We start from the raw sequence: 20,164 nt of genomic DNA on the forward strand, positions 1-20,164 counted from the left end.
AGGCCGGCTTCTGCTGGGGGGTATCACCTGCCAGTGGGAGCGACCTGTTTCCAACGGTAGAGCGTGAGAAGACTCCCAGCCCAGAGGGCCAGACTGGCAAAGCTGAAGGCGATGGTCAGTTCTGTCGCAAGAGGGGGCTGCACGGCTGTATGACGCATAAGCACGATTGTGACGGCTCCCGAAAGACAGAAGGCCGCAAGGGCCAGAATGATCCCGCGGCATAAGGCTCTGGGCAGCAGACAGTAGCTGACCAGTGTCAAGGCAATCAGCCCATGGTAGGCTAGGCTGGTCTGCTGGTATGAGTGTTCCATGTCTGGCGTTGAGACGCTGGACAGATGGGGGATCGGTGTCAGATGGGTCATGAGGGGGCTGATGGCGATGATGCCGCACAGCCCCAGCAGGCAGCCCAGCAGTGTCCCTTCGCTCAGACGGCCCAGCCAGAGGGTGGCGGGTGTTTCCACGCAGGACGTCTGTCCCGGTTTCCTGCGGCGGTGGGTGTTGAGCCAGAGCTGGTTGGCAGCATGGAAAAAACCGACGCCGCACAGACCCAGTGCCACGTAGAGCCAGCGGACAAATTCGCCGCCAAAACTCCCGAAATGCAAGGCGAGGCACCATGTCAGGATACGGCGGGCGGGTGTTTGCTGGCCGGGTAGATTCTGGCTGTCGATCAGGTGGCCTGTTTCGGGGGTCAGCAGGACAGCGCCACGATCCCGGCCAATGAGCGGGTTCTGGAGGTCTGTTCCTTCTGCCAGCAGATAAGACTGTCCTGCCGGAGGCAGGCTCCGCTCCCCATTGGCATTGTAAAGCGGGGCATGGAGGGCAAGGCGCTCGGCCTGACTGTCCGTGCCGTGAGGGGGCAGGACATAATCCAGCGTGAGGGGATGAAAATCTGGTGCCAGTTCATGCAGGAAGGACAGGGCTTTTTCGGGGGGAAGAAGCGATGATGCTGGTGGTACCTTTCTGGCAGTTGCCTGCTGGATGCCGTCATGCCCCGAGGAGACAGGGTACAGTAGCGGCGAGAAGGCAAAAAGCGCCGTTGTCAGGGCGATGATGAGGTGGAAGGGCAGGGAGCAGAGGCCGAGAAGACTGTGGAGGTCGAGCCAGAGGCGGCGGCTGTGGCCCTGTAGGCGGACGCTCATGAGGTGGCGCCATATGCCGGGCAGAAGAAGAATGACACCGGAGAGTAGCGCCAGGCCGTAAAGGAGGCAAACGGTACCGACAAGAGGCATGGCCCAGTTTTCAGGCAGTGGCAGGCCCAGACGGCGGTGCAGCCCTCCGATGAACGTGGGAACAGGGGACAGGGTCAGCTGGTGAAGGGAGGGAGTATGAGAGGCAGGCAGGCTGATGAGAATATGGGATGCTGGCAGGCCGAGGGGCAACTCTGGCCCTGTCGGGATGCTGAGGGTGGCCGTATCTGACGTTTTGAGGCCGACCCTGTAATGGAGGCCGGGGAAGATGGAGGGTAGGTCTTCTGTCCGGGATGTGAGAATCTGGTCAAGCGTTGCGGGGATGTCTGCCAGTGGAAGGGCTCCATGGTCCGGCAGAGGCGGCTGGCTCCATTGTTGGAGAGGGGCGGCAAACAGGGTCATGGTTCCGGCCAGAAAGCTCATGGAAAGCAGAGTGCCGGTTGTAATGCCGATCCAGCCATGCAGGGCGCGGTACCGGATGGCCAGATGCTGGAGCTTTTGCCACGGGCCGAGGCCGATACACAGGGTCAGCCCCGTAATCCCGGCCAGACAGGCGCCCGTTATCAGCAGGCAGAAGCCCGTCATGCCATAAGGGCGGAAACAGGGGAGGGTTATGTCTGCCCAACAGGCCGCCATGATGAAAAGAGCTGCCAGCAGGCCACCGATGCCCAATCGCAGCCACAATACGGCAGAAGGATAGGGCTGTGGGGGAACCGGCCGCCTGTCCCTGCCTTGTGATCCCTTCATCAGGACGTATGGGACTGGGTGGAAATGAGAATGGCCCAGAGGATGGGCATGATGCACAGCAGCACCATGCCAAGCCCACCAAGGCAGAAAAAAGCGGTTACGGCACCGAAGACATGAGTCCATAGCAGCCACGCCAGCCCGCTGGACAGGGCAAGGCCGACCACACCGGCAGTACGGCCCAGCTTCTCGGGTCTGGGCGTATTGCCGGGGAGCTGCATCCACAGGAGCACGGCCCACACGGCCCCGGCCAGAAGGCCGCCCCAGAAGAAAACGGGCTCAGACGCAGTCTCCAGTCTCATGCTCCCTCCGGCTTTCCCGCATTCCGCCTGCTACAGGAAGGCTGGCAGGTGGATCATGCTCTGTAATGGGCCGGATTTTATGGGGAAGAGGGAAGAGACGTCAAACCTGTATAATTTATACAGGATATAAGGAGTCCTGATGTCAGGCTTCCATGCCGCACTGCCGCCGCTTCTTACTGCCGCCGGAAGGGGAGGCGTTTGCGCAGGCCGCTGAGTGGTCCTGCTGCCGCAAAACCAACGAGCAGGGAAGCTGTGACGGTCAACTGAAAAAGAAAGTGATAGGAGGACGACATGATTCTGTTCTCCAAGGCGGGGGTGACGGATGTCATCTTCAGGCATCAGTAATTAATTTTACGTAATAAAGGAATGGTTTTTTGGAGGCTTCTGCAAAAAATATGAAAGGGTGCTGTTTTTGCTGCCTGTTCTGTGGAACGTACTGCTATGGGCAGGCCCTCTGGCAGGTAGGGGAGCGGGCCTGGAAGAAGAGGAAGCAGGGATGAAGATTCGGCCAGCTGAAGACAGGGACATTGCCGCCATTACCGGGATATACAACCATGCTGTCAGTACGACGACAGCCATATGGAATGACAGGGTGGTGGACAGTGCCAATCGTGCCGCCTGGCTGAAAGCCCACGATGAGGCAGGCCTTCCCGTGCTGGTGGCCGTTGATGACGGGGGTGGAGTGGCTGGTTATGCCACGTTCGGGCCATGGCGTGCCTGGGATGGCTACCGTCATACCGTGGAACATTCCGTCTATGTTCACAAGGACAGGCAGAGGGCCGGGATCGGGAGGGCTCTGATGGTGGCTCTTCTGGAAGAGGCCCGCCAGCGGGGATATCATGCCATGGTTGCCGGGATTGAATCGGGCAATGTCGGCTCCATCCGACTGCATGAACAGCTGGGTTTTGCTGTGGTTGGGCAGTGTCGGCAGGTCGGCTGCAAGTTCGGGCGCTGGCTGGATTTGACCTTCATGCAGATTCTTCTTGATGATCGCTCCAGCCCGGGCTGAAAGTCCTTCTCTGTCGGAATCTTGATTTGCACGGCAAAGCTGATGTGTGAATGTTAATTCATGTTCCGGTTGGGGAACAAAATGACAGCTTGCCGGGAAGGAGACGGTCATGGTGACAGGCTGGGCCTCCTTTGGCATCTGTGCCCTGCCGGTCTGTGACAAGTGTGGAATGATAGGGAGGTCCTGGGACTGATGATGGTACGATATGGGAAAGCCGGTCTTTATGGTGGGATGATGGCACTGGGCATGAGCTTAATGGCTGGAGCTGCCCAGGCAGAGGGCTTGGACCGTGTGTATGAGGTGCAGGCCCAGCTGTCTCCAACAGCCCTTGTGGCGGGCAACAGCACGCCAGTGGATGTGTTGAAGACCCAGATCGGCCCGAATATCCGGCAGGAACAGGATGAGAAGACGGTTTCCATCGGTCAGGACAGCTACAGGCTGGACCAGTACCGCATGAGGGTGCGTCTGCGCCATGGTGCTGGTGGCGGGTATGATGATGGTACGGTAAGCTATGTGATCTCTGCCAACCTGAGCCGGAAGAACAGCGATCATGCGACGTCCATTTTCACGCGGGTGAGAGGCGTCCTGAAGATGCATGATGGCCAGGCTACGGCTGTTCTGCCAGCCAATCGTTATTTCAAGGGGACGGTGCAGGTTGGTGCCATTGCGGCGAAGCTGTTCTGAACGTGAAGGGAGACTGGACCGTGTGGCGGTTTACGAAAGGCAGCATGGCCCTTCTGGCCTGTCTCATGGTTCCGGCTGGTGCCATGGCGGCTGGGCTGGCCCTGCCGGCTTCAGGAATCAAGGCGCCGTACAGCCCGTTGGCCATTCCAACCCGGATGACGCCCCTTGAAGATTCCCTGGAAACCCTGCTGGACAGGCAATACCGTGTTGTTGCTGCCCATCAGGCCGGAGGGGAGGAGGTGCTGGTTCTGTTCCGGGGGGATATGCCGGACAGGGCTGGAAGTACGGTCCTGTGTGCCCTGACGATGCCCAATCCTGCTAGGGATCAGAATGTCGTGACATCACGTTGCTGGGCCCTGAACCATCCTGACCGGTAAAACATGCCGTCATGCCTGTGCAAGAAAGCCGTTCTGCTGTGTGTACAGGTATGTTACTCATTCTGCGATGTCATGTGGTCCGTCATGCCTCATGTCTCTGCCCTCGGGTAGAGAAGACGGCTCAGGGAGGGAGCTATCTTTATGGTTGATTCAGTTTACAGTCTGCTTGGTTATGAGGCGGAGGTGCGCCAGCTGGGGAAGAAGATCGGGCGTTTGTCCAAGCATGAGCTTTTTTCACAGGATCTGACAGCTTTCCCTGCTGCACATCCACGGGTCGAGCCCCGGCATGAGGCTTTTTATCGTGAGATCGAGGCATCCCATCTCTTTTACCGGCAGATGGTCAGCTCGATGGAGCGGGAGTTTCATGCTCTTTGTGAGTGTTTTTCATCTGAGCGCTATTATGCGGTTGATGGTGACTTCAACCATCTGATGGTGAAATTCAACGGTGATGCTGCCAACGATACGCTGGCCTCCATGCGGTTCATGAACCGTTTTATCCTCTGCCTGAAGAAGGGAGCACCCTTTGGGGAGGATGACACGCATGTCCTGTTCGCCAATTACGGGCGGCTGGTGGTCCGCTAGGCGGCAGGGCTGCATTTTTTCTGGCAGAGTGGCGCATGGCAGGGAACCCGGCATGACCTTTGATCTCTACACCACGCTGTATATCGTGGCCATCATTGCCGAGGCTATGACGGCTGCCCTGCTGGCGGGCAAGCTGGAGATGGATCTTGTAGGGGTGTTCCTGTTGGGATGGATCACCGCCTTGGGGGGAGGGTCCATCCGGGATGTGCTGCTCAACCATTATCCATTGTCTTGGGTGCGGCATCCCAGTTACCCGCTCATTACCGGGTTTGCCGCCCTGGCCACCATCATGGTGGCCCAGCACATGCACAGGTTGCGCAAACTGTTCCTGTTTCTGGATGCAATTGGCCTTGTCGTCTTTACCGTTATGGGCTGCCAGGTAGCGATGACGGAACATCTTTCTGTGGTCTGTGTCATCATTTCTGGCATGATCACGGGATGTATGGGCGGCGTGCTGCGGGATATACTCTGCAATGACATTCCGCTGCTGTTCCGGTCCGAACTGTATGGCACGGTGTCTGTCAGTACGGGGGTCGTGTTTCTCTGCTGCTCCCATATTGTGGACAACAGGAACATCGAGCTGCTGATCTCCATGATTTTCGGCATCAGTTTCCGTCTGCTCTCCATCCGTTACAACTGGACACTGCCACGCTTCAGTTATCGGTCCTGAGGCAGGTGGTCAGGTCCGGCCATGGGGGGCCAGAAGAATGAGCAGGGCTCCCACCAGGCAGAGGGCAGCCCCTGCCATGTCCCATGCATCCGGTGCCAGACCCTCCACGGCCCAGCCCCAAAAAAGGCTGGTGACGATATAGAGGCCGCCATACAGGGCATAGGCCCGCCCGGCATGGTCAGCCGGGCTGAATGTCAGCAGGATAGCGAACAGGCCGAGGCACAGCCCGCCGGGCAGGAGCCAGAGCGGGGACCGCCCCAGCCGCAGCCAGGCCCAGACAGAGAAACAGCCTGCAATTTCAGCGAAGGCCGCCAGGCCGTAGAGCAGGCAGGCAATGAGAGCATGTGACATGGCCGATGGTCCTGACGTGATGACGCTGTCTGTTCTGTAGCAGGTGAGACAGCTCACAGGCGAGGGCGGAGAGAGACGGTCTCTGCCTGGGGCTCAGGAATTATGTGAGGCTTCTTTCGCTGGGTGCCCTGGCTGGAGGTGATTTCTGGCCCAACCGACATTCAGTGCCAGCGTGGATATGCATCGGTATGGCAGTATCCAGCGGGAACCGGCCGCTGGCGGGCGGATGAACACGGTCATCAGATTGCAGAGGATGATGACCAGCGCCACGTAGTTCTGGAGACCATCGGGAAGGGTGGTGAAAAAGGAGCTGATATCCATTGGCGGTATCTCCGTGATGATAAGGCCGCAGAGAGGCGGTCATGGGATTGATGTATGATGAGATGGAAGCGTCAGTCAGGTCGCTGGGGTCTGCCGGAGGGCAGGGAGGGCTGCTGCGACCTGGGCCACCAGCCGTCCATAAGGGTTCTGGCCATTTTCGTAGTGGATGATGGCCTCCATCAGGCTGGCAAGCAGGGTGGCCGTAGGCGGGCCGAGGACTGTATCCGGCGTCACGCCAAGGACCTGTGCAACAGTATCAATGTAGCGTCGGGTATCGTTCTCGGCCGGGGGGGCCCATTGGCTGATGATGCAGGCGACGGTATCCAGCCTGTCCCGTACCATGTAACGGCAGAGCTGGTCCCGCAAGGCCATCAGGCCAGCTTCTGATGTGGAGAAGTGGGCAAAGCGGGGCGTGATGCCCGGCTCCGCAGGCTCCAGCATTGCGCCGGGCTGATGGGCGAAGTTGAGGTTGCCCGGATTGTTGTTGCGGATGCCACGGGGTGGCCGGGTGGGTGTCTGGGGCATGGTCATCAGCCTCCGAAGAAATGGGGGTAGAGCGTGTGGATGAGTTGATAGAGCCCCACGGCGACTGCTCCGCCAACCGCACCGCCGCCTGTGATGGCGGCTGTAACAGTGCGTGACCGTAATGAATTGCTCTCCCGTATCTGTTCGCTCAGGGAGGCAATGCCAGCATGAAGTTCCAGCGCCAGATTGTCGATCTTGTTGCTGAGCTTTGTGAGGTCTTCATCATGACGGGCCTGCACTGCCTCCAGGGCGGCAATCCGTTCGTTGAGAGGGGTGATCCTGTCAGGAAGGTGTGTGGGCATCATGGGAGCAGTTCCATAAAAAAAACCGCCTTGGCGGGCGGTCAATGTGGGGTGAGAGCGTGGTGGTCAGCTACAGATTTCTTGAATTTCATGGCGTTCATTTCCATAATCCAGAAGGAAGAGGGGCGTTTCCTTCAGGTCAGGATGGAGATGGAGCTCTCTGGCGACAGCCCGCTCTTCTTCTGGCGAATAATGGACAAGCGCCGGGCAGAGGGGACGAAAGGGAGGCTGGTTGCAGCCTGCCAGCAGGCACAAGGCCAGCCCTGCCAGTAGTCCCGCAGGCGGTGGAGCGGGGGCCATCAGAATTGTCCCTTTTCCAGTGTGTCCAGAAGCTGGGTGCGGGTCCGCAGGCCGTTGGTACGGGCTTCGAGCATGGTGCGGGCGGCCTTGCTTGTGGCCTGGGCTGTTGCCGCGTCCTGCTGGCTGGACCGGACCCGTGCGCTGTTGCGTCCAGCCCTGTTGGCATAGGCAATCAGCCCTCCCAGAAAGGCCAGCATGGTGAGGAGAAAACAGCCTGCAAAATAGGGATTCATGGGGGCTCTCAATCTGTTGGTCTGGCGGGTAACGTGGGGAGGGACGTTGGTGTGTCAGAACCATCCAGGATGGCTCTCAGTGTGCTGACACAGGCCCGCATTTTGGGGCCGAAGGTTTCGCCCATGGCGGCAGTCATGGCTGCCTGTTGCTGAACCTGCAGCATCATGGCGGCGGCCTGGTCTCGCAGGGTGGTGGAGGGTGTTTTTCCCTGTGTGATGCCCCCCTTGGAGAGAACTGGATTTACAACAGGGCGGGCGTTCCAGTCTTCATCCGTGACATGCAGGCGGATGGCCCGGCTTCCCGCAGGCATGTGCGGTGTGACCTGCTGGAGCAGCTCTTCTTCCGTCAGGCTGTGGGCGGTTATGGTGCCATCGGCCTGTTTCCTGTCCTGCGTGAGGGGAATGATGGTCCAGCCACGGATGGGGACAGGCTCCATGGCGGCTCCTTCATCAATTATGGCGAAATAGGCCATGTTCTGGGTCATGACGAAAGCTCTCCAATGGCCATGACAGTAATGTCATCGGCCGGATCAATATTGGCACCTCCCAGTCCGACCCAGAATTTTCCAACCGTGAAGCCGGTGCGGTCCGGTGGGGAGAGGGTTGAGGGGCCACCAATAATCATGTTGGTTCCGTTATGGAATGGCGGAACCATTACCGACACGGTGTCGCTGGTGAAGGCTTGTGGAAAGGTGACCCTGTCTCCATGGGCTGCCTTTATGGTGAAAACCTGCATCATGAGCGGTGCGCCGGATGGGCTGCGTATGTTCAGCAGGACATGGCCGTTCGGTGTGGTGATGGCCCCGTTCAGTGAGAGGGAAAAGACCCGGAAGATGTTGCCCTTGTTCAGGACAATATCGCCGGAAACGGCTCCCGTGGTCTGGTTCCGTGCTGTCTGGAGGAAGAGGCCCGTATCATCGGTCGTGGCACCGATCTGCCTGCTCAGTGTACGGCCATCATAGTCATAATGGCCTGATGCCACGATGTTGCTGCTTCGGGGGAGGGTATCCAGCAGTCCGCCCATGCCATCTGGCTGGCTGATGAAAGCTGTATCAGTCTGCCATGCCAGAGCCAGCAGGGGGCCGGCCATTGGTCCGGCCGCTACATTGCCGCTGATGAGGCCAGCAGCACCGACCGTTCCGCCAAGGCCTGTACGGAGCGGGCCGGAGGTACCGGCCGTGTTGGCAAATATGTTGTTGCGGATGATGGCGCCAGTGGGCCTGTTGAGATAGATGGCCGTTCCCGGATTGGCAGTGGAGCCGATATCCTCAAAATGATTGCCTTCAATTTCGACAAACTGGCAGCTGTCCGAGACATAGGCGGCATAGACCGGGTTGCCCGTTCTGGCGGTTGATCCATCACGGGATACAAGGTTGTTGCGGACCTGTACGCCATGAGCCGCCACGATGCCGATGGATCCACCCCCGTTGCGTCCGTGCGTATTGTTGTTGGAGAGGATGTTTCCCGTAATGAGGATGTTCCGCTGGATCAGCCCGTCTGCACTTTTCTGGTCTGTCGTCGTGATGCCAATGCCCCCGTCGGCATTGTCGTGAACATGATTGTTGGCGATCAGGATGTTCTCGTTGGCGGGCTGGTCGGAACTGTCGGCATAGACGCCGATCCCGTCATGGTTGCCGGAGACCGTATTACCTGTGGCCCCGCAGCGGCGGCAGCCCATGTAGAAGACGAAACCGCCATCGGTGTGACCGGTTGATAGGCTGTCCGTGAACCAGCAGTTGTCAGCCGACCAGATGAACTGGGGGCTGTTGCCGCCATCCAGCAGCGTGACGTTGGTAATGAGGCTGTTGCTGATGAACCCCAGAGAAAGCGGCCAGTTGAAGGTGTTGCGGATCGTGATTCCGGAAATCAGTAGATTGTCGATCCGTGTTGGAAATGAAGGCATATCAGGCGTATTGTCTGTATGGCTCAGCGTGTTGGCGCATATGCCGCCACTTACGGCGGTCTGTCCCCCCTGCTGGCCGGACCGGTTTCCGTCAATGATTCCCTGTCCCGTGATGGAAATCCGCTCCAGAGACTGGCCGGGGGCATAGATGTCCAGACAGTTCGTGTTGCTGTCTGGCGCCAGGGTGATGATACCATCCAGGACGAGATGCGTATCCGGGCGGGTGATGCGGAGCGTTCCAAGCATGACGGACAGTCCGGCAGGGTGCACCAGCCGGAAGGTGCCTGCACAGTCATTGATGGCGGCCTGATAGGCGGCACTGTTGGCGGCTGTGTGCTGGCCGTCAGGGTCGTGGGTGACACCGTAGCTGGTCACCAGTTTTTCCGGGAAGCGGGCCAGAACATCCCGGACTTTTTCTCCTGCAAGGGTACTGTCACCATCAATGGTCAGCCCCGCTGCCTGGCCGTTGATGGCGTCAATCTTGCCGCCAATTTCCCTGGCAACGGTTGTGGAGGGGACGATGTCTGTCGGGTTTCCCGTTGCCGTGTAGGAGCGCCAGGCAGGAACCCTGTTTGCTGGTTGTGTCATGGTTTCCTCATGCTGGTTTCATTGCGCCGCCTGCGGGCGGTCCCAAAGGCTGGATGACGCTCAGACCAGCCAGCGATAGCGGATCAGGCCGTTGCCTCCTGTGCCGCCAGAAAAGAGTGTGTTTTTGGAGAAGGCATCATAGGCTCCACCTCCTCCCGCACCGAAGGAGGAGGCATCCAGTCCTCCCTGTGCACCGGCCCGTCCACCGCCCCCGAAAGCAGAGTCGCCTCCGTTGCCAACAAGAATGAACGGGCCGTTCTGCCCGTCTGACCCTGGGGCACCGGACTGCATGAGGATGTTTCCTCCATGTGCGGAACCGCCAGGGGCCCCAGCACTGGAGGCCTTTGCCTGCCATGAGGCTCCTCTGCCGCCACCTGCCGTCATGACGGCAGTTTCGTTGATGAACAGTACGGTATCGCCGCCAGGCTGTTCTGTGGTGCCCCCCGGCCGACCCTGACGGACAGGGTATCGGCAGGAGAGATGGAGAAGATACCCTCTGCATAGGCGCCAGCTCCACCGCCACCGCCTGAAGAATTGGTGTTGGAGAATTCGCCCCATGCCTGGCAGTTGGCACCTCCCCCTCCTGCCCCCAGTGCCACGACATGAAGGCGTGTGGCCCATGCTGGGGGAGCGGGCATTGATCCGTCCTGATAGAGCGAGGCGAACAGGAGATTGGCTGAGGCTCCATCAAGACGGCTGAGCCTGCTGTCCAGACGGTCGGAGAGGGCCCCCAGTGTGTGCTGGAGTGCCTCATCATTGCCGATGCGCCGCCAGTATGTTCCGTCAGGGTCGGTCGCGGGGTTGGTCATGTTGCCATCCTGCTGGCTGATGAGCAGAATGGTCGGATCCGTGGTGGATCGCAGAACAGCTCCCAGCGGGTAGCCTCCGACATCATGGGCGAATGACGCATCGAATGTCATCGTGGTGCCTGCACACCATGCCCGTGCGATGGATGAGAGGGCAAACAGGATGCCGTTCATGTCCCGGCCATCTGGTGGTGTGCCCCCAGCCCCCGTAGGCTGAAAGGTCAGCGCGGGGAAACCCAGCATGAAAGAGGCCGCCCCTGCATCACTGCTCTGGAGAGGGATGTCACGCCGATAGGCCAGACCTGCATTCTGGGCAAAAGGAACGGTAATTTTCTCTGGAAGGTCGGAAGTCTTCATAGAATGTCATTCCCGAAATCATTTTTGGCAGGGGGGATGAAGGTGTAGCGGTACTGCACGCCAGAGGGGCGGGGCAGCACACCGGATGCGATGATGGAAACGTCAATGGCTGTGGGGCGGAAGGAGAAAACGAGCATCATGGTGTGGTCGCTCGTATCGGCTAGGTAGCAGTTGCCACGGTCACCGAAGAGGATCATGAGGATGCGGTTGATGTCAGCGATGGACCCGGCAGAAATGTTTGCTGCTGCCTTGGCCAGGATCAGCTGGCGGTAGTTTTCGTCTGTCAGGCGGTAATTGGCTGTTGCTCCACGCCCGGAATACCAGATGCCTTCACCAAAGGTTCTGGAGGTCGGATAGCCTTGTGCAAATCCCCAATAGCCTGTCGTGTCAATGCGTAGAACCCGCCCGACCCCAACAATCCTCCCCCACACGTCCAGCCCCCAGCCTTTGGCCGTGGCCGGGTTCCAGACATCATGCAGGAAGGTCTCGATAGACCGTTGCGGGTCCACCGCCGCATTGAAGCGCTCGAGGATGCCGGTGAGGGCAGGGCTGTTGGCATACTGGGCGAGGATGGTCTCCCGTATGTCGATCATGCCACCACCTGCACGCTGATCGTGTCCGCCGTCACCGTGGGAAGCTGGTTGATCGGCAGTGTGAGCCTGTTCTGGCCCGCATTGCCATCAGTGCCGATGGACAGGGTGAGCACCTCTGCCCAGTCCCCCAGCCCGTCCACCACGGCAGAAAGGCGGGAGGCATAGACGGTTCTGCCCAGCCGGATGCGGTTGGCCCCCGTCGTCAGGTAGGAGACGATGGCCTGCTGGATGAGCTGCGCCGCATTGGATGGCACGGCATCCGAGGCCGCAATCTCCATGACCACATGGAGAGCAACCGGCGTCGGCCTGTCATAGCGGAACGAGTACGATGGCTGGTTGCCCGCATAAACAGGGTTGGTGTCCTGCACCGTGACGATCTGGGTGCCAACGGTGGGGATGCCCGGGGGCTTCTTGTGCAGGATGGCCTGGCCGATGTCCTGCGGGTTGCCGCCTTCCACCAGAATGTACTGTGCCCCCGCCGGGATGGTCACGCCCTGCTGCACCGTCGGAGCCTGTGCCGGATTGTCCGTCACATAAGCATCCGTCACGCCGGGCAGCTCCAGCAGCGCCCCCATGAGGGAAGCATTCTGCCCGATGCTGTTTGCCGCCACGCTGGCCTGCCGCCGGGCCTCGAAGTCGGTGCGGCTTTCGGCATCAGCGCCCGTGGCACCGGGGGCAGGATTGGTGAGGGATGCCAACCCCAGCCCCGCCTGATAGAGCGTCAGGCTGTTGGCGGGGCAGGTGATGGCCCCCGCAGTCTGGCAGGAGAGGTCGAGGCTGGCCGTGGCGGACTGGGGAAGCGTGATGGCCTGCGGGGCCACATAGAGGCTGCCATCCGTTCCCTGCGCCACGACCGTACCGGCAGCGATGGTCTGGCCGGGGGCGTTCACGCTGGCCTGCACCGTGACGGTCGTTGCCGTGGCCGGCCGACGTTCCATGAAGTAGATGCGCCCTATGGCCTCCTGCATCCGTCCGGAAGAAGAGGCCGGGTCCACGCCATTGAAGATGGCGATCATCGCCCCCAGAAAGTCGCCAAGGATGGCGGTCTCGGAAATGGCGATCTGCCCCTGCGGGGTGGAAAGGGCCGTGTTGGCCCCACCGCCCAGGGCGGCGTTCATGTCGGCCAGAACCCCGGCAAGGATGTCCTGCTCGGAAGGGGCGGTGAAGCCCGCATCGGTGAGGATGGGGGCCGGGACGTTGGTCGTGGCGTCAGAACTGGGCATGGTCCGTGCTCCCATCGCTGAAGGTTACGAGAATGACGCCGGTGAGCTGGCGTTCCTTGGTGGGGTTGGCGAGGTGGCAGGTGGCCGCCGCCACGCCGGGAACAGACGTGGCGGCATCCTCGATCTCCGAAGAATAGAAGGAGAGGTCCACGTCCGAGCGGAGGATGTCCGTGTCGTAGGGGATGCCCTGCCCGGTGTCGTAGAGCACCTCGCCCAGCCATGTGCGGGCGGCAGAGCATACGTCCTGAAGGATGGCCGCCTTGTCCGTCAGCACGACCAGATTGCCCGTGCTGTCCAGCGTGAGATCCCAGTCAGGGGTGAGGGAGAGGGTTTTCATGAGAACTCCGGGCAATAAAAAACCCTCCCGGGGAGGGGAGGGTTGGGCGCCATGGATGCAGGACGGTTACTCTGGCGGTGAGGTCTTCCCGCCGCCCGCCTGCACGCCGCCATGCACATGCTGTTTCAGCGAGACGCCGGACGCCTTCACATCGCCGCTTGTCTCGATATCGCAGTTGACCCGCACCTTGGCCGCCTCGATGGAGACGGTGCCCGGCGTAACGATGCGCCAGCCCTGATCCGTCGCCTGAATGAACTGGTCAGGCCCGTTGTTCAGGAATCCGCCCACATAGACACAGTCCTGCATGGCGAACTGCCGGAACGAGGCGGGGGGAGAGGGCTGCCGTGTGGTGACGGCATGGGTGTGATCCCGGCCAGAAATGACGATGAAGCCAATGTCCCCCGGCTTGGGGTCGATGATGAGGGCCGAACTGCCGCCCTGGATGCGGAGATAGGGGACGCTGTGGATGATCTGGCGAGGGTGGGGCTTGCCCTGTTTGTCCTGCTGGTGGACCATCGGCTGCACATCCACCATGCCAGTGATGGAGGCTGCCCCGGCCTTCACGGCCTTCACCTGCACCAGCATGGAGGGGCCGATCTTGCGGATATGGTCTTGCACCCTCCTGTCCATGATCGTGGCGATGTCGAGGTTGGGGCTGGACCGGTCCCAGTAAGGTGCGTTGGTGTTTTCTGTCATGGGGCTTCCCCTCAGTTGCTCTGATGGCTTAGATGGACGCAGACATCACGGGAGATGACCATGAAACACTTCCTCCTTCTCACAGTCGCCTTTATTGGGCTGTCCGGCGTGGCTTGGGCTGATAATGGGCTTACTCTTGCCCAGCAGAATGAGCGACAAATGGAAGCTAACAGGAAGGCGGCGATGGCCTCTTGTGGCCCTCGTGGCTGCGTGCAGTCCGAGATTGTTCCCTCTCAAAGCGATTGGGATGCCGTTTCAAATCGTATGGCTGCGGAAACAGAGATCCATCTGCGACAAATGGGCATGTCTCCCAACACGGCCCGGAAGGCTGTGTGGGCAACGCAACACAAGCCCTATAGCGCATGTTCTCACTATGTGGCCCAGCTTACGGCTGATTATGAGAATGGCCTAGATCGGCCCGATTATGACGACAAGCTCATTGCGTCTGTCGAGCGTTCTGGCACCTGCGAGCGCAAGAACCTCGACTGATCATTTAACAGCGATCTGCTGCCCTACATTCGCCATCTGGCAGTCCACGAATGTGTGCCAGTTCCCGCCCGGTATTTCAGCCGTGACTTCATGGGTGATGCTGTATGGCAGCCAGAACCCGTTCCACGGAGCCGAGGCGATGCGCTGTCCCTGCTGGGTCAGGCCGTTTTCGCCGGCCACCCACCCGGCAGGAGTGTACTCTTTTACCACCTTCACGGGCTGATAGTAGGAGATGTCTGGCCGCAGAAGGCAGGAAAAGGAAATCCCGGCCCGGTGCAGCCCCTCTCTCCATGGTGTTGTGACTATTCTCTACGTCGTTGTAAATATCATTTAGTAGGTGGCCTGGTGATAGGAAAAATGCGCTGTTTTGGTTTCCCGTATATTTGGCGAAAAGAGTAATGACGGATAGTGTCTTGACTGGATCATTCTAATATTTCCCAGAGAAGATTACAGTATTTCGCGAGAGTGTTTTTGTTTAATTTGGCGTCAACTATGATTGAAGTACTTTTTCAGTTAGAGGTTACGGAGGTTGTGCGGGTTGTGGACACATGGGGTTACCTGTGCCGAAACGATCCTCCTTCTGATCCAGCAGGTATTGGAGGCAGAAAAAGAGGAGTAGTTACGTGGAGGAGATCATGAAGAAATTAGGCGTTGCTTTTGTTCTGGCTTCTGGGCTTTTGGATACTTTCTTTCGGCGAGAGCTGAGGAGAATGAGGATCAGGTCAACCAGTTGATGCAATCCATGACGGCTCAAGACTTCCTGAAAGTTCTGGACCAGTTCTACGGGAAGTAAAGAGGTAAGGGGGAGGAAGCAAAAAATTCCTTCCTTACTGCCGACATGCCATATTTCATCTGTTGCCTGGATGAACTGGTCCAGCCCGTTGTGCGGCTCTCTTTTTCTTTTTTGGAAAAACCGATCGCCACAGGTTTGTGGTAGAAGCAGGCTCTTCCACAGGTCCGTTGAGTGTGGTTTTCATATGTGGCCCTGATGGATCAGGATGTGGTTGTCAGAGTCGGTGGCTGCACCCGGTAGGGTGGGTGCCGTCAATTTCAGGAATGAACAGGATTATGGGCATGAAACATCTGGTGCTGTGCGCCGTGTTCGCACTGGCTCTGCCCGGTGTGGCACGGGCGGAGGCTGTGTATCTGAAAAATGAGGATGGGTCTTTCGCCATAGACCCTCCAAAACTGTACGAATTTCTTCACAAGGCTTATTCCAGCAAGCGGGTGGCGGATAATGCCTATGATGTGCTCATCAACAAACGGCGGGGCAATTGCTACGATGCTGTTGTCCATGTGCTCAGATATTTTGATGATGGGCCAGGAAATGTGCCGAAATATTGTTACAGGCCGGATCTGGCCAGTGATGATGCCGTTACGGACGAGCCGCAGGGCCTGAGAGCGCCCTGAAAGCAACACCCGGCCAGAAAATTGTCTGATTGCCAGCGCATGGGGTGAAACCACATTGGAGAGGTTGTCGGGATGCGCTATTTTCTCCGTAGCCTATGGGGCGTAATGCAGGAATCCTGTCCATGAAACACGTTCTTTTTGTAATTGCAGCCGTTTCTGTTTGGGGCGGAGTAGCCCGTGCGGATGCATTGAGTCACATGCCCGAAACCAGAGGCACCCTCTCTCAGGCGCTGCATAGTGCCAAGGTGCAGGCGCATCAGGGGGTGAATCATCAGGAGCAGCGGACGGATGAGGAGAATTTGCGCCGCATCGGCCTTTCCGCCGAGACGGTGAGGGATGGTCTCTGGGCCGTATCACACCGCCCCCATTCGCCCTGTGCCCAGTATATCCGTCAGCTGACAGCCGATGCAAAGGGCAGTTCGGCGGCCCTGTTGCAGAGTGACCAGCGGCTTGTCACTTACGTCGAGAATTCTGGAATCTGCGAACGCTAACCGGCTGGAGCAGTGGTTTCTCTGCAAGGCAGTCGTGCAGTGATAGAGGGACCTTGCGCTTGATCGACCGTTCCTGATGGTTCAGTGCTGGGCTGCGCCCTGCTGGAAAAGAGGGCGTCCGATAGTGAATGACTGGAAAGGGAGTATCATGTCCGAGAAGGAAGAACCGGCTGCAAACCCTGTGAAGGCAGTACACGACGTGATCAGGAACATGCCAGCTGAGGAACGTGAAAAGGCTCATGAGCGCCATCATGAAGTGCTCGATGAAGTCTCCAGTGATGAATCCGAAACTGTAACTGACTGAAATCTGTTACGGGCGGGGGCAGGCGGGCCTGTTCCGTCCTGCCCCCGCCCCTGTATCGTGAGGGAAAGGAAAGTGATGATGCGGACGACACTGTGCATGACAGGCCTGAGTCTGATGCTGCTGGCGGGCAGTCTGACAGATGCCCGGGCCCAGACCCCGCTGGATGTGGCGCAGGATGGAACGGTGACAACAAGCGGTCTGGCCGCTCTTGGTGTATCTCCCAATGGGGGCAGCGCTTGGGGCAGACCGGTAAATGGCAGATGCTGGAGCTGGACCACACGCTTACGGCTCTTCTGGCAGAAAATGATGTCATGTTGTCCGCATCGCCACGTCGGGGTGGTGATGTCTTTCTCATGTTCGTCCTGAAGAATCATGAGATTCACCAGCCAGAACTGGAGGTCCGTTTCTCCAACGGATACGAGGTGAAAGGCTTCCATTATACAGGCATCATCAACCGGGGCACGCAATGGGGATGTTACGTCTCCGAAGCTGAGGGGCACGCCCTGTTTGATGCCCTGGCAGGCAGTACGTCTGTCAGCATGTCCTGGGCAGGGGGCGCAGCCCACATCGATTTCGATCACGGGGATGAGTTCGTCCGCACACTGGCCGAGACAGCCTGGCGTGGAAATATGCCGTTTCCGAAATGATATTTCATTGCGGGGGAGCGCTTGTGCCCGGACCGGTCTGCACGCCGCCGTGAGTATGCTGTTTTAGCGAGATGCCACCCGCCTGAACGTCGCCGGATGTGACAATATCGCAGGTGGCTTCAATGCGGCTGGCTTTCAGGGTGAGGGGCCCTTGTGCGTCTATGGTGACGGATCCCGGCGTCACGATCCGCCAGCCCTGATCCGTTGCCTGTATGAACTGGTCTGGCCCTTCATTGAGGAAGCCGCCCACATATACGCAGTCCTGCATGGAGAACTGTCGGAACGAGGCCGGAGGTGAGGGCTGTCGGGTCGTGATGGCATGGGTGTGGTCCCGCCCTGATATGATGATGAAGCCAATATCTCCCGGTTTGGGGTCGATGATGAAGGCGGAACGGCCGCCTTGCAAACGCAGGTAAGGAACATTGTGGATGAGGTCATGTGGCAGGGTGCGGGAGAGCGCATCCTGCTGCTGTACCATGGGACGGACCGTGACCTTGCCTGTAATGGCAGCGGCCTCGGTCGTGACTGTTTCTACCTGTACCAGCATGGAAGGGCCGATCTGGTTGATGTGGCTGGCAATGAGTGAATCCAGTGCACCTTTCAGGCTGTTTTTGCCCGCATTGGAGCGCAGGAGATAGGGCGTGGCTGTAGCAGGCATGCTGTGATCCTTCAGGCCGTTCTGGAGGTGGTTGTTCAGGAAGGTGGCGGCCCGTCATCGTCTGCCAAGGGTCGTACGGATGCATTCCATATGTGTATGCCAGGCTCCATGTGAGGTCTCGGTACTGATGTCGTGCCAGACAAAGGTGGCCAGCCACAGGCCGTTCCAAGGTGGGGTGCCGGTTGTGCATGTTCCGGTGACGGGTGCAAAGGTGCTTTCCAGAGCCAGTGGATGCCAGAAGGTGATGTCTGGCCGGAGGAGGGTTGTCAGGGATATGCCGGAACTGCTGTATCGGGGATAGCCGATCATCCCCGTTGCGGCTGAGATGACAGGAACTGTTGATTCCTGCCCTGCTGGCGGGATGCCGGTAAAGGTCGGCCCCCATATTTCAAGGAGCCCCCTGTAGGGAATGGCCCCCTGGTTGCTTTCCATCACGGGGATGAAAGGTGAGAGGTTGAAGGTGCCTTTCGTCGCCGTCAGGATGGCCTGTATCTGCTCAAGAGCCGTTCCCCATCTGTAATGGTTTGTCAGGCTGGCATGGTGTTCCCAGCCACCATGATCCAGCAGCTGGAAGCCTGCTTCTTTGCAGATATCTGCCATCAGGGTGATGACGTCCTGCGGTCCGGCATAGCCTTTGGCCTGTGGCAGGATGGACGCTGGAATGGTGCTGGTCATGGCATGGATATGGAAGGGACTGTCCAGATCATCATAATCCGTCTGGGCACTGTCGACTGTTCCAGTGAACAGGTTTGTCAGCGGGCTCCCTTCATCACCGGCCTGTATGGTGATGAAAGTCTGGCCAGCAGTGATTGTGTTGAGGTTGTCTGGTGCAGGATGGTCGGGAAGGATGGAAAGGCTGTCTCTGTCTATCTGGGAGAGCCCCCTGATGGTGAGGTCAGCTTCGGAACCGGTGGTGAATCCCGCATGTCTTATGGTGGCCTGTATTGCATGTCCCTCGCCAACCGTGAAGCTGTCCAGGCCTCCGTTCAGCCCGGGCATGAAGAATGTGACGGTTATCTGTTTGCGGGCAAAGCTGTGTGTCGTGGTGGCATTGGGATATGTGATGGCTGTCATGATGTATCATCTTCGTAATGAAGCAGGAATCGGGACCCCAGACCTGAAAATGTGGGATCATCAGCCCCTTGTGTGTCGGTGAAGTACAGGCGGCCTGGCAGCAGGCTGGCAGGGTTGCGGATGATGTTGGTCCCGTTCTGGCAGACAACGCCACGGAGAAGGGCTTCGGTACCGACGGTCAGGTCCATGTATAGTCCGGTGGAAAGCTGTCTCAGCCAGATGTGGCATTGCAGCCCGGCAATGGGGCAGGTCATGCTCTGGGCTGCTGTTGGCTGGAGCGGAACCGTGTAGATCATGTCCGTTTCTCCGGCTGAAGGGTGACGGGGCCTGCATTGCGGGTTTGCGCACCCTGTGGGTGGCGGCTTCCCGTCCAGCGGGACGTGTTTCCCTGTCGGACTTCCTGAATGGTGATGTTGGCCGTTATGATGTCAACGCCGCTGTCGACCGTGCGGGTGAAGGTGTAACCGGTGATGTTGGCGTTGGGGTAGATGCCCTCTGGCGTGGCGACGAAATAGAGGTTTGTGTCCTTTACGAGCCGGGAGAGCGTTTCCAGAAAATCTTTCCGCACCGTGTCAGACCCCACACCAAGGGTGCTGCGTATGAAGTCTGGCAGCAGGTTTTCACCAAGGGAGCCTGTTTCCGACCCGTCACAGACCATGCGGATCATGGCCCGGTAGGGCAGGAATACCTTGTTGTAGCTCGTGAAGGTACCGTTTTCCTGTGGGGCGGAGCAGATGTTGGCCTGTTCATCCAGTCGCAGGGAATCGACATGGGCGGCGGAGAGGACACGTCTTGGCGCCTGGCCTGACAGGAAACTGGATGGGCCGCCAGCTGATCGGTTGAAACCGGACGATGTGAGGGAACTGAACTGGTCAGCCGTCGGGCGGCGGAAGATGCCCCATTGGCGGGCGGCACGCTGTACGGCCCAGTTTCCCAGCGTTTCACCACCGGTGGCGGAGGCTGACGCCCGGAGAGATGTCAGGATGGACATGAGGACTGCT

General features: G+C 59.0%; 31 protein-coding genes. 10 read left to right on the forward strand and 21 right to left on the reverse strand.

Annotated features, from left to right (window positions below):
- Positions 1 to 23 precede the first annotated feature (23 nt).
- The gene (locus DTQ13_RS06040) at positions 24 to 1,934 is read right to left on the reverse strand and encodes a PepSY domain-containing protein (protein WP_248460336.1); all 1,911 of its coding nucleotides are present in this window, start codon (positions 1,932 to 1,934) and stop codon (positions 24 to 26) included.
- On the reverse strand, positions 1,934 to 2,233 hold the full coding sequence (locus DTQ13_RS06045; RefSeq protein ID WP_248460337.1) for a hypothetical protein: 300 nt from the start codon (positions 2,231 to 2,233) through the stop codon (positions 1,934 to 1,936). Before DTQ13_RS06045 ends, DTQ13_RS06040 begins: the two co-directional genes overlap by 1 nt.
- 496 nt (positions 2,234 to 2,729) lie before the next feature.
- Between DTQ13_RS06045 and DTQ13_RS06050 the strand changes: the two genes are divergently transcribed.
- The 5 genes from DTQ13_RS06050 to DTQ13_RS06070 all read left to right on the forward strand — a co-directional run bounded on the left by DTQ13_RS06050 (position 2,730) and on the right by DTQ13_RS06070 (position 5,555).
- Positions 2,730 to 3,242 (forward strand): GNAT family N-acetyltransferase, encoded by a 513-nt coding sequence (locus tag DTQ13_RS06050; RefSeq protein ID WP_081562651.1) that lies wholly within the window; start codon positions 2,730 to 2,732, stop codon positions 3,240 to 3,242.
- A 192-nt stretch (positions 3,243 to 3,434) separates the two neighbouring features.
- Positions 3,435 to 3,926 (forward strand): hypothetical protein, encoded by a 492-nt coding sequence (locus DTQ13_RS06055; RefSeq protein ID WP_081562649.1) that lies wholly within the window; start codon positions 3,435 to 3,437, stop codon positions 3,924 to 3,926.
- Between the two features lie 20 nt (positions 3,927 to 3,946).
- Positions 3,947 to 4,303, forward strand: coding sequence for a hypothetical protein (locus tag DTQ13_RS06060; protein WP_143539973.1), 357 nt, complete (start codon positions 3,947 to 3,949; stop codon positions 4,301 to 4,303).
- A 141-nt stretch (positions 4,304 to 4,444) separates the two neighbouring features.
- On the forward strand, positions 4,445 to 4,885 hold the full coding sequence (locus DTQ13_RS06065; protein WP_248460338.1) for a hypothetical protein: 441 nt from the start codon (positions 4,445 to 4,447) through the stop codon (positions 4,883 to 4,885).
- 52 nt (positions 4,886 to 4,937) lie between these two features.
- Positions 4,938 to 5,555, forward strand: coding sequence for a trimeric intracellular cation channel family protein (locus DTQ13_RS06070; RefSeq protein WP_043562075.1), 618 nt, complete (start codon positions 4,938 to 4,940; stop codon positions 5,553 to 5,555).
- A gap of 9 nt (positions 5,556 to 5,564) precedes the next feature.
- On the opposite strand, the gene DTQ13_RS06075 is transcribed toward DTQ13_RS06070, so the two are convergent.
- The 14 genes from DTQ13_RS06075 to DTQ13_RS06140 form a co-directional block, all read right to left on the reverse strand.
- Positions 5,565 to 5,906 (reverse strand): YnfA family protein, encoded by a 342-nt coding sequence (locus tag DTQ13_RS06075; protein WP_086431773.1) that lies wholly within the window; start codon positions 5,904 to 5,906, stop codon positions 5,565 to 5,567.
- Between the two features lie 93 nt (positions 5,907 to 5,999).
- A complete protein-coding gene (locus DTQ13_RS06080) occupies positions 6,000 to 6,227 on the reverse strand; it encodes a hypothetical protein (RefSeq protein ID WP_052349246.1) in 228 nt (75 codons plus the stop codon).
- Between the two features lie 75 nt (positions 6,228 to 6,302).
- On the reverse strand, positions 6,303 to 6,752 hold the full coding sequence (locus DTQ13_RS06085; RefSeq protein ID WP_192848590.1) for a structural protein P5: 450 nt from the start codon (positions 6,750 to 6,752) through the stop codon (positions 6,303 to 6,305).
- 5 nt (positions 6,753 to 6,757) lie between these two features.
- The gene (locus DTQ13_RS06090) at positions 6,758 to 7,057 is read right to left on the reverse strand and encodes a hypothetical protein (protein ID WP_043562083.1); all 300 of its coding nucleotides are present in this window, start codon (positions 7,055 to 7,057) and stop codon (positions 6,758 to 6,760) included.
- Between the two features lie 63 nt (positions 7,058 to 7,120).
- On the reverse strand, positions 7,121 to 7,354 hold the full coding sequence (locus DTQ13_RS06095; RefSeq protein ID WP_248460339.1) for a hypothetical protein: 234 nt from the start codon (positions 7,352 to 7,354) through the stop codon (positions 7,121 to 7,123).
- Positions 7,354 to 7,587 (reverse strand): hypothetical protein, encoded by a 234-nt coding sequence (locus DTQ13_RS06100; protein ID WP_043562088.1) that lies wholly within the window; start codon positions 7,585 to 7,587, stop codon positions 7,354 to 7,356. The genes DTQ13_RS06095 and DTQ13_RS06100 overlap by 1 nt, the downstream gene beginning before the upstream one ends.
- Positions 7,588 to 7,595: 8 nt before the next feature.
- Positions 7,596 to 8,072, reverse strand: coding sequence for a hypothetical protein (locus tag DTQ13_RS06105; RefSeq protein ID WP_086431776.1), 477 nt, complete (start codon positions 8,070 to 8,072; stop codon positions 7,596 to 7,598).
- On the reverse strand, positions 8,069 to 10,078 hold the full coding sequence (locus DTQ13_RS06110) for a right-handed parallel beta-helix repeat-containing protein (protein ID WP_248460340.1): 2,010 nt from the start codon (positions 10,076 to 10,078) through the stop codon (positions 8,069 to 8,071). The genes DTQ13_RS06105 and DTQ13_RS06110 overlap by 4 nt, the downstream gene beginning before the upstream one ends.
- A 60-nt stretch (positions 10,079 to 10,138) precedes the next feature.
- Complete coding sequence (locus DTQ13_RS06115) at positions 10,139 to 10,369, reverse strand: hypothetical protein (RefSeq protein ID WP_248460341.1); 231 nt, start codon at positions 10,367 to 10,369, stop codon at positions 10,139 to 10,141.
- 89 nt (positions 10,370 to 10,458) lie between these two features.
- Positions 10,459 to 11,241 (reverse strand): hypothetical protein, encoded by a 783-nt coding sequence (locus DTQ13_RS06120; protein ID WP_248460342.1) that lies wholly within the window; start codon positions 11,239 to 11,241, stop codon positions 10,459 to 10,461.
- On the reverse strand, positions 11,238 to 11,834 hold the full coding sequence (locus DTQ13_RS06125) for a DUF2612 domain-containing protein (protein ID WP_248460343.1): 597 nt from the start codon (positions 11,832 to 11,834) through the stop codon (positions 11,238 to 11,240). The genes DTQ13_RS06120 and DTQ13_RS06125 overlap by 4 nt, the downstream gene beginning before the upstream one ends.
- A complete protein-coding gene (locus DTQ13_RS06130) occupies positions 11,831 to 13,057 on the reverse strand; it encodes a baseplate J/gp47 family protein (protein ID WP_248460344.1) in 1,227 nt (408 codons plus the stop codon). The genes DTQ13_RS06125 and DTQ13_RS06130 overlap by 4 nt, the downstream gene beginning before the upstream one ends.
- A complete protein-coding gene (locus DTQ13_RS06135) occupies positions 13,044 to 13,394 on the reverse strand; it encodes a hypothetical protein (RefSeq protein WP_081562639.1) in 351 nt (116 codons plus the stop codon). Before DTQ13_RS06135 ends, DTQ13_RS06130 begins: the two co-directional genes overlap by 14 nt.
- Before the next feature lie 66 nt (positions 13,395 to 13,460).
- Positions 13,461 to 14,090: a Gp138 family membrane-puncturing spike protein gene (locus DTQ13_RS06140; protein ID WP_248460345.1), complete on the reverse strand. Its 630-nt coding sequence runs from the start codon at positions 14,088 to 14,090 to the stop codon at positions 13,461 to 13,463.
- Positions 14,091 to 14,150: 60 nt separating this feature from the next.
- Here DTQ13_RS06140 and DTQ13_RS06145 point away from each other — a divergent pair, with 60 nt between their 5' ends.
- Positions 14,151 to 14,579 carry a hypothetical protein gene (locus DTQ13_RS06145; protein ID WP_248460346.1) on the forward strand — a complete coding sequence of 143 codons (429 nt, stop codon included), beginning with the start codon at positions 14,151 to 14,153 and terminating at the stop codon, positions 14,577 to 14,579.
- Here DTQ13_RS06145 and DTQ13_RS06150 read toward each other — a convergent pair whose 3' ends face one another.
- Positions 14,580 to 14,759, reverse strand: coding sequence for a hypothetical protein (locus DTQ13_RS06150; protein WP_248460347.1), 180 nt, complete (start codon positions 14,757 to 14,759; stop codon positions 14,580 to 14,582).
- Between the two features lie 894 nt (positions 14,760 to 15,653).
- Here DTQ13_RS06150 and DTQ13_RS06155 point away from each other — a divergent pair.
- From DTQ13_RS06155 to DTQ13_RS06170, 4 genes are all read left to right on the forward strand, one after another.
- Entirely contained in the window at positions 15,654 to 15,989 is a 336-nt protein-coding gene (locus DTQ13_RS06155; RefSeq protein WP_143539976.1) for a hypothetical protein, read from the forward strand.
- Positions 15,990 to 16,186: 197 nt separating this feature from the next.
- Positions 16,187 to 16,480 (forward strand): hypothetical protein, encoded by a 294-nt coding sequence (locus DTQ13_RS06160; protein ID WP_143539977.1) that lies wholly within the window; start codon positions 16,187 to 16,189, stop codon positions 16,478 to 16,480.
- 148 nt (positions 16,481 to 16,628) lie between these two features.
- Positions 16,629 to 16,784: a hypothetical protein gene (locus DTQ13_RS06165; RefSeq protein WP_156878807.1), complete on the forward strand. Its 156-nt coding sequence runs from the start codon at positions 16,629 to 16,631 to the stop codon at positions 16,782 to 16,784.
- 236 nt (positions 16,785 to 17,020) lie between these two features.
- Positions 17,021 to 17,431, forward strand: coding sequence for a hypothetical protein (locus DTQ13_RS06170; RefSeq protein WP_248460348.1), 411 nt, complete (start codon positions 17,021 to 17,023; stop codon positions 17,429 to 17,431).
- A 4-nt stretch (positions 17,432 to 17,435) separates the two neighbouring features.
- Here DTQ13_RS06170 and DTQ13_RS06175 read toward each other — a convergent pair whose 3' ends face one another.
- Genes DTQ13_RS06175 through DTQ13_RS06190 form a run of 4 tightly spaced genes read right to left on the reverse strand, consistent with a single transcriptional unit; the run spans position 17,436 to position 20,154 of the window.
- Positions 17,436 to 18,089 carry a Gp138 family membrane-puncturing spike protein gene (locus DTQ13_RS06175; RefSeq protein WP_043562108.1) on the reverse strand — a complete coding sequence of 218 codons (654 nt, stop codon included), beginning with the start codon at positions 18,087 to 18,089 and terminating at the stop codon, positions 17,436 to 17,438.
- 54 nt (positions 18,090 to 18,143) lie between these two features.
- Positions 18,144 to 19,163 carry a hypothetical protein gene (locus tag DTQ13_RS06180; RefSeq protein WP_248460349.1) on the reverse strand — a complete coding sequence of 340 codons (1,020 nt, stop codon included), beginning with the start codon at positions 19,161 to 19,163 and terminating at the stop codon, positions 18,144 to 18,146.
- A complete protein-coding gene (locus DTQ13_RS06185) occupies positions 19,160 to 19,459 on the reverse strand; it encodes a phage baseplate plug protein (protein ID WP_043562113.1) in 300 nt (99 codons plus the stop codon). Before DTQ13_RS06185 ends, DTQ13_RS06180 begins: the two co-directional genes overlap by 4 nt.
- A complete protein-coding gene (locus DTQ13_RS06190; protein WP_086431786.1) occupies positions 19,456 to 20,154 on the reverse strand; it encodes a hypothetical protein in 699 nt (232 codons plus the stop codon). Before DTQ13_RS06190 ends, DTQ13_RS06185 begins: the two co-directional genes overlap by 4 nt.
- Positions 20,155 to 20,164: the final 10 nt, after the last annotated feature.

This window comes from Parasaccharibacter sp. TMW 2.1888, from assembly GCF_023167265.1.
Taxonomy (GTDB): Bacteria; Pseudomonadota; Alphaproteobacteria; order Acetobacterales; family Acetobacteraceae; genus Bombella; species Bombella apis.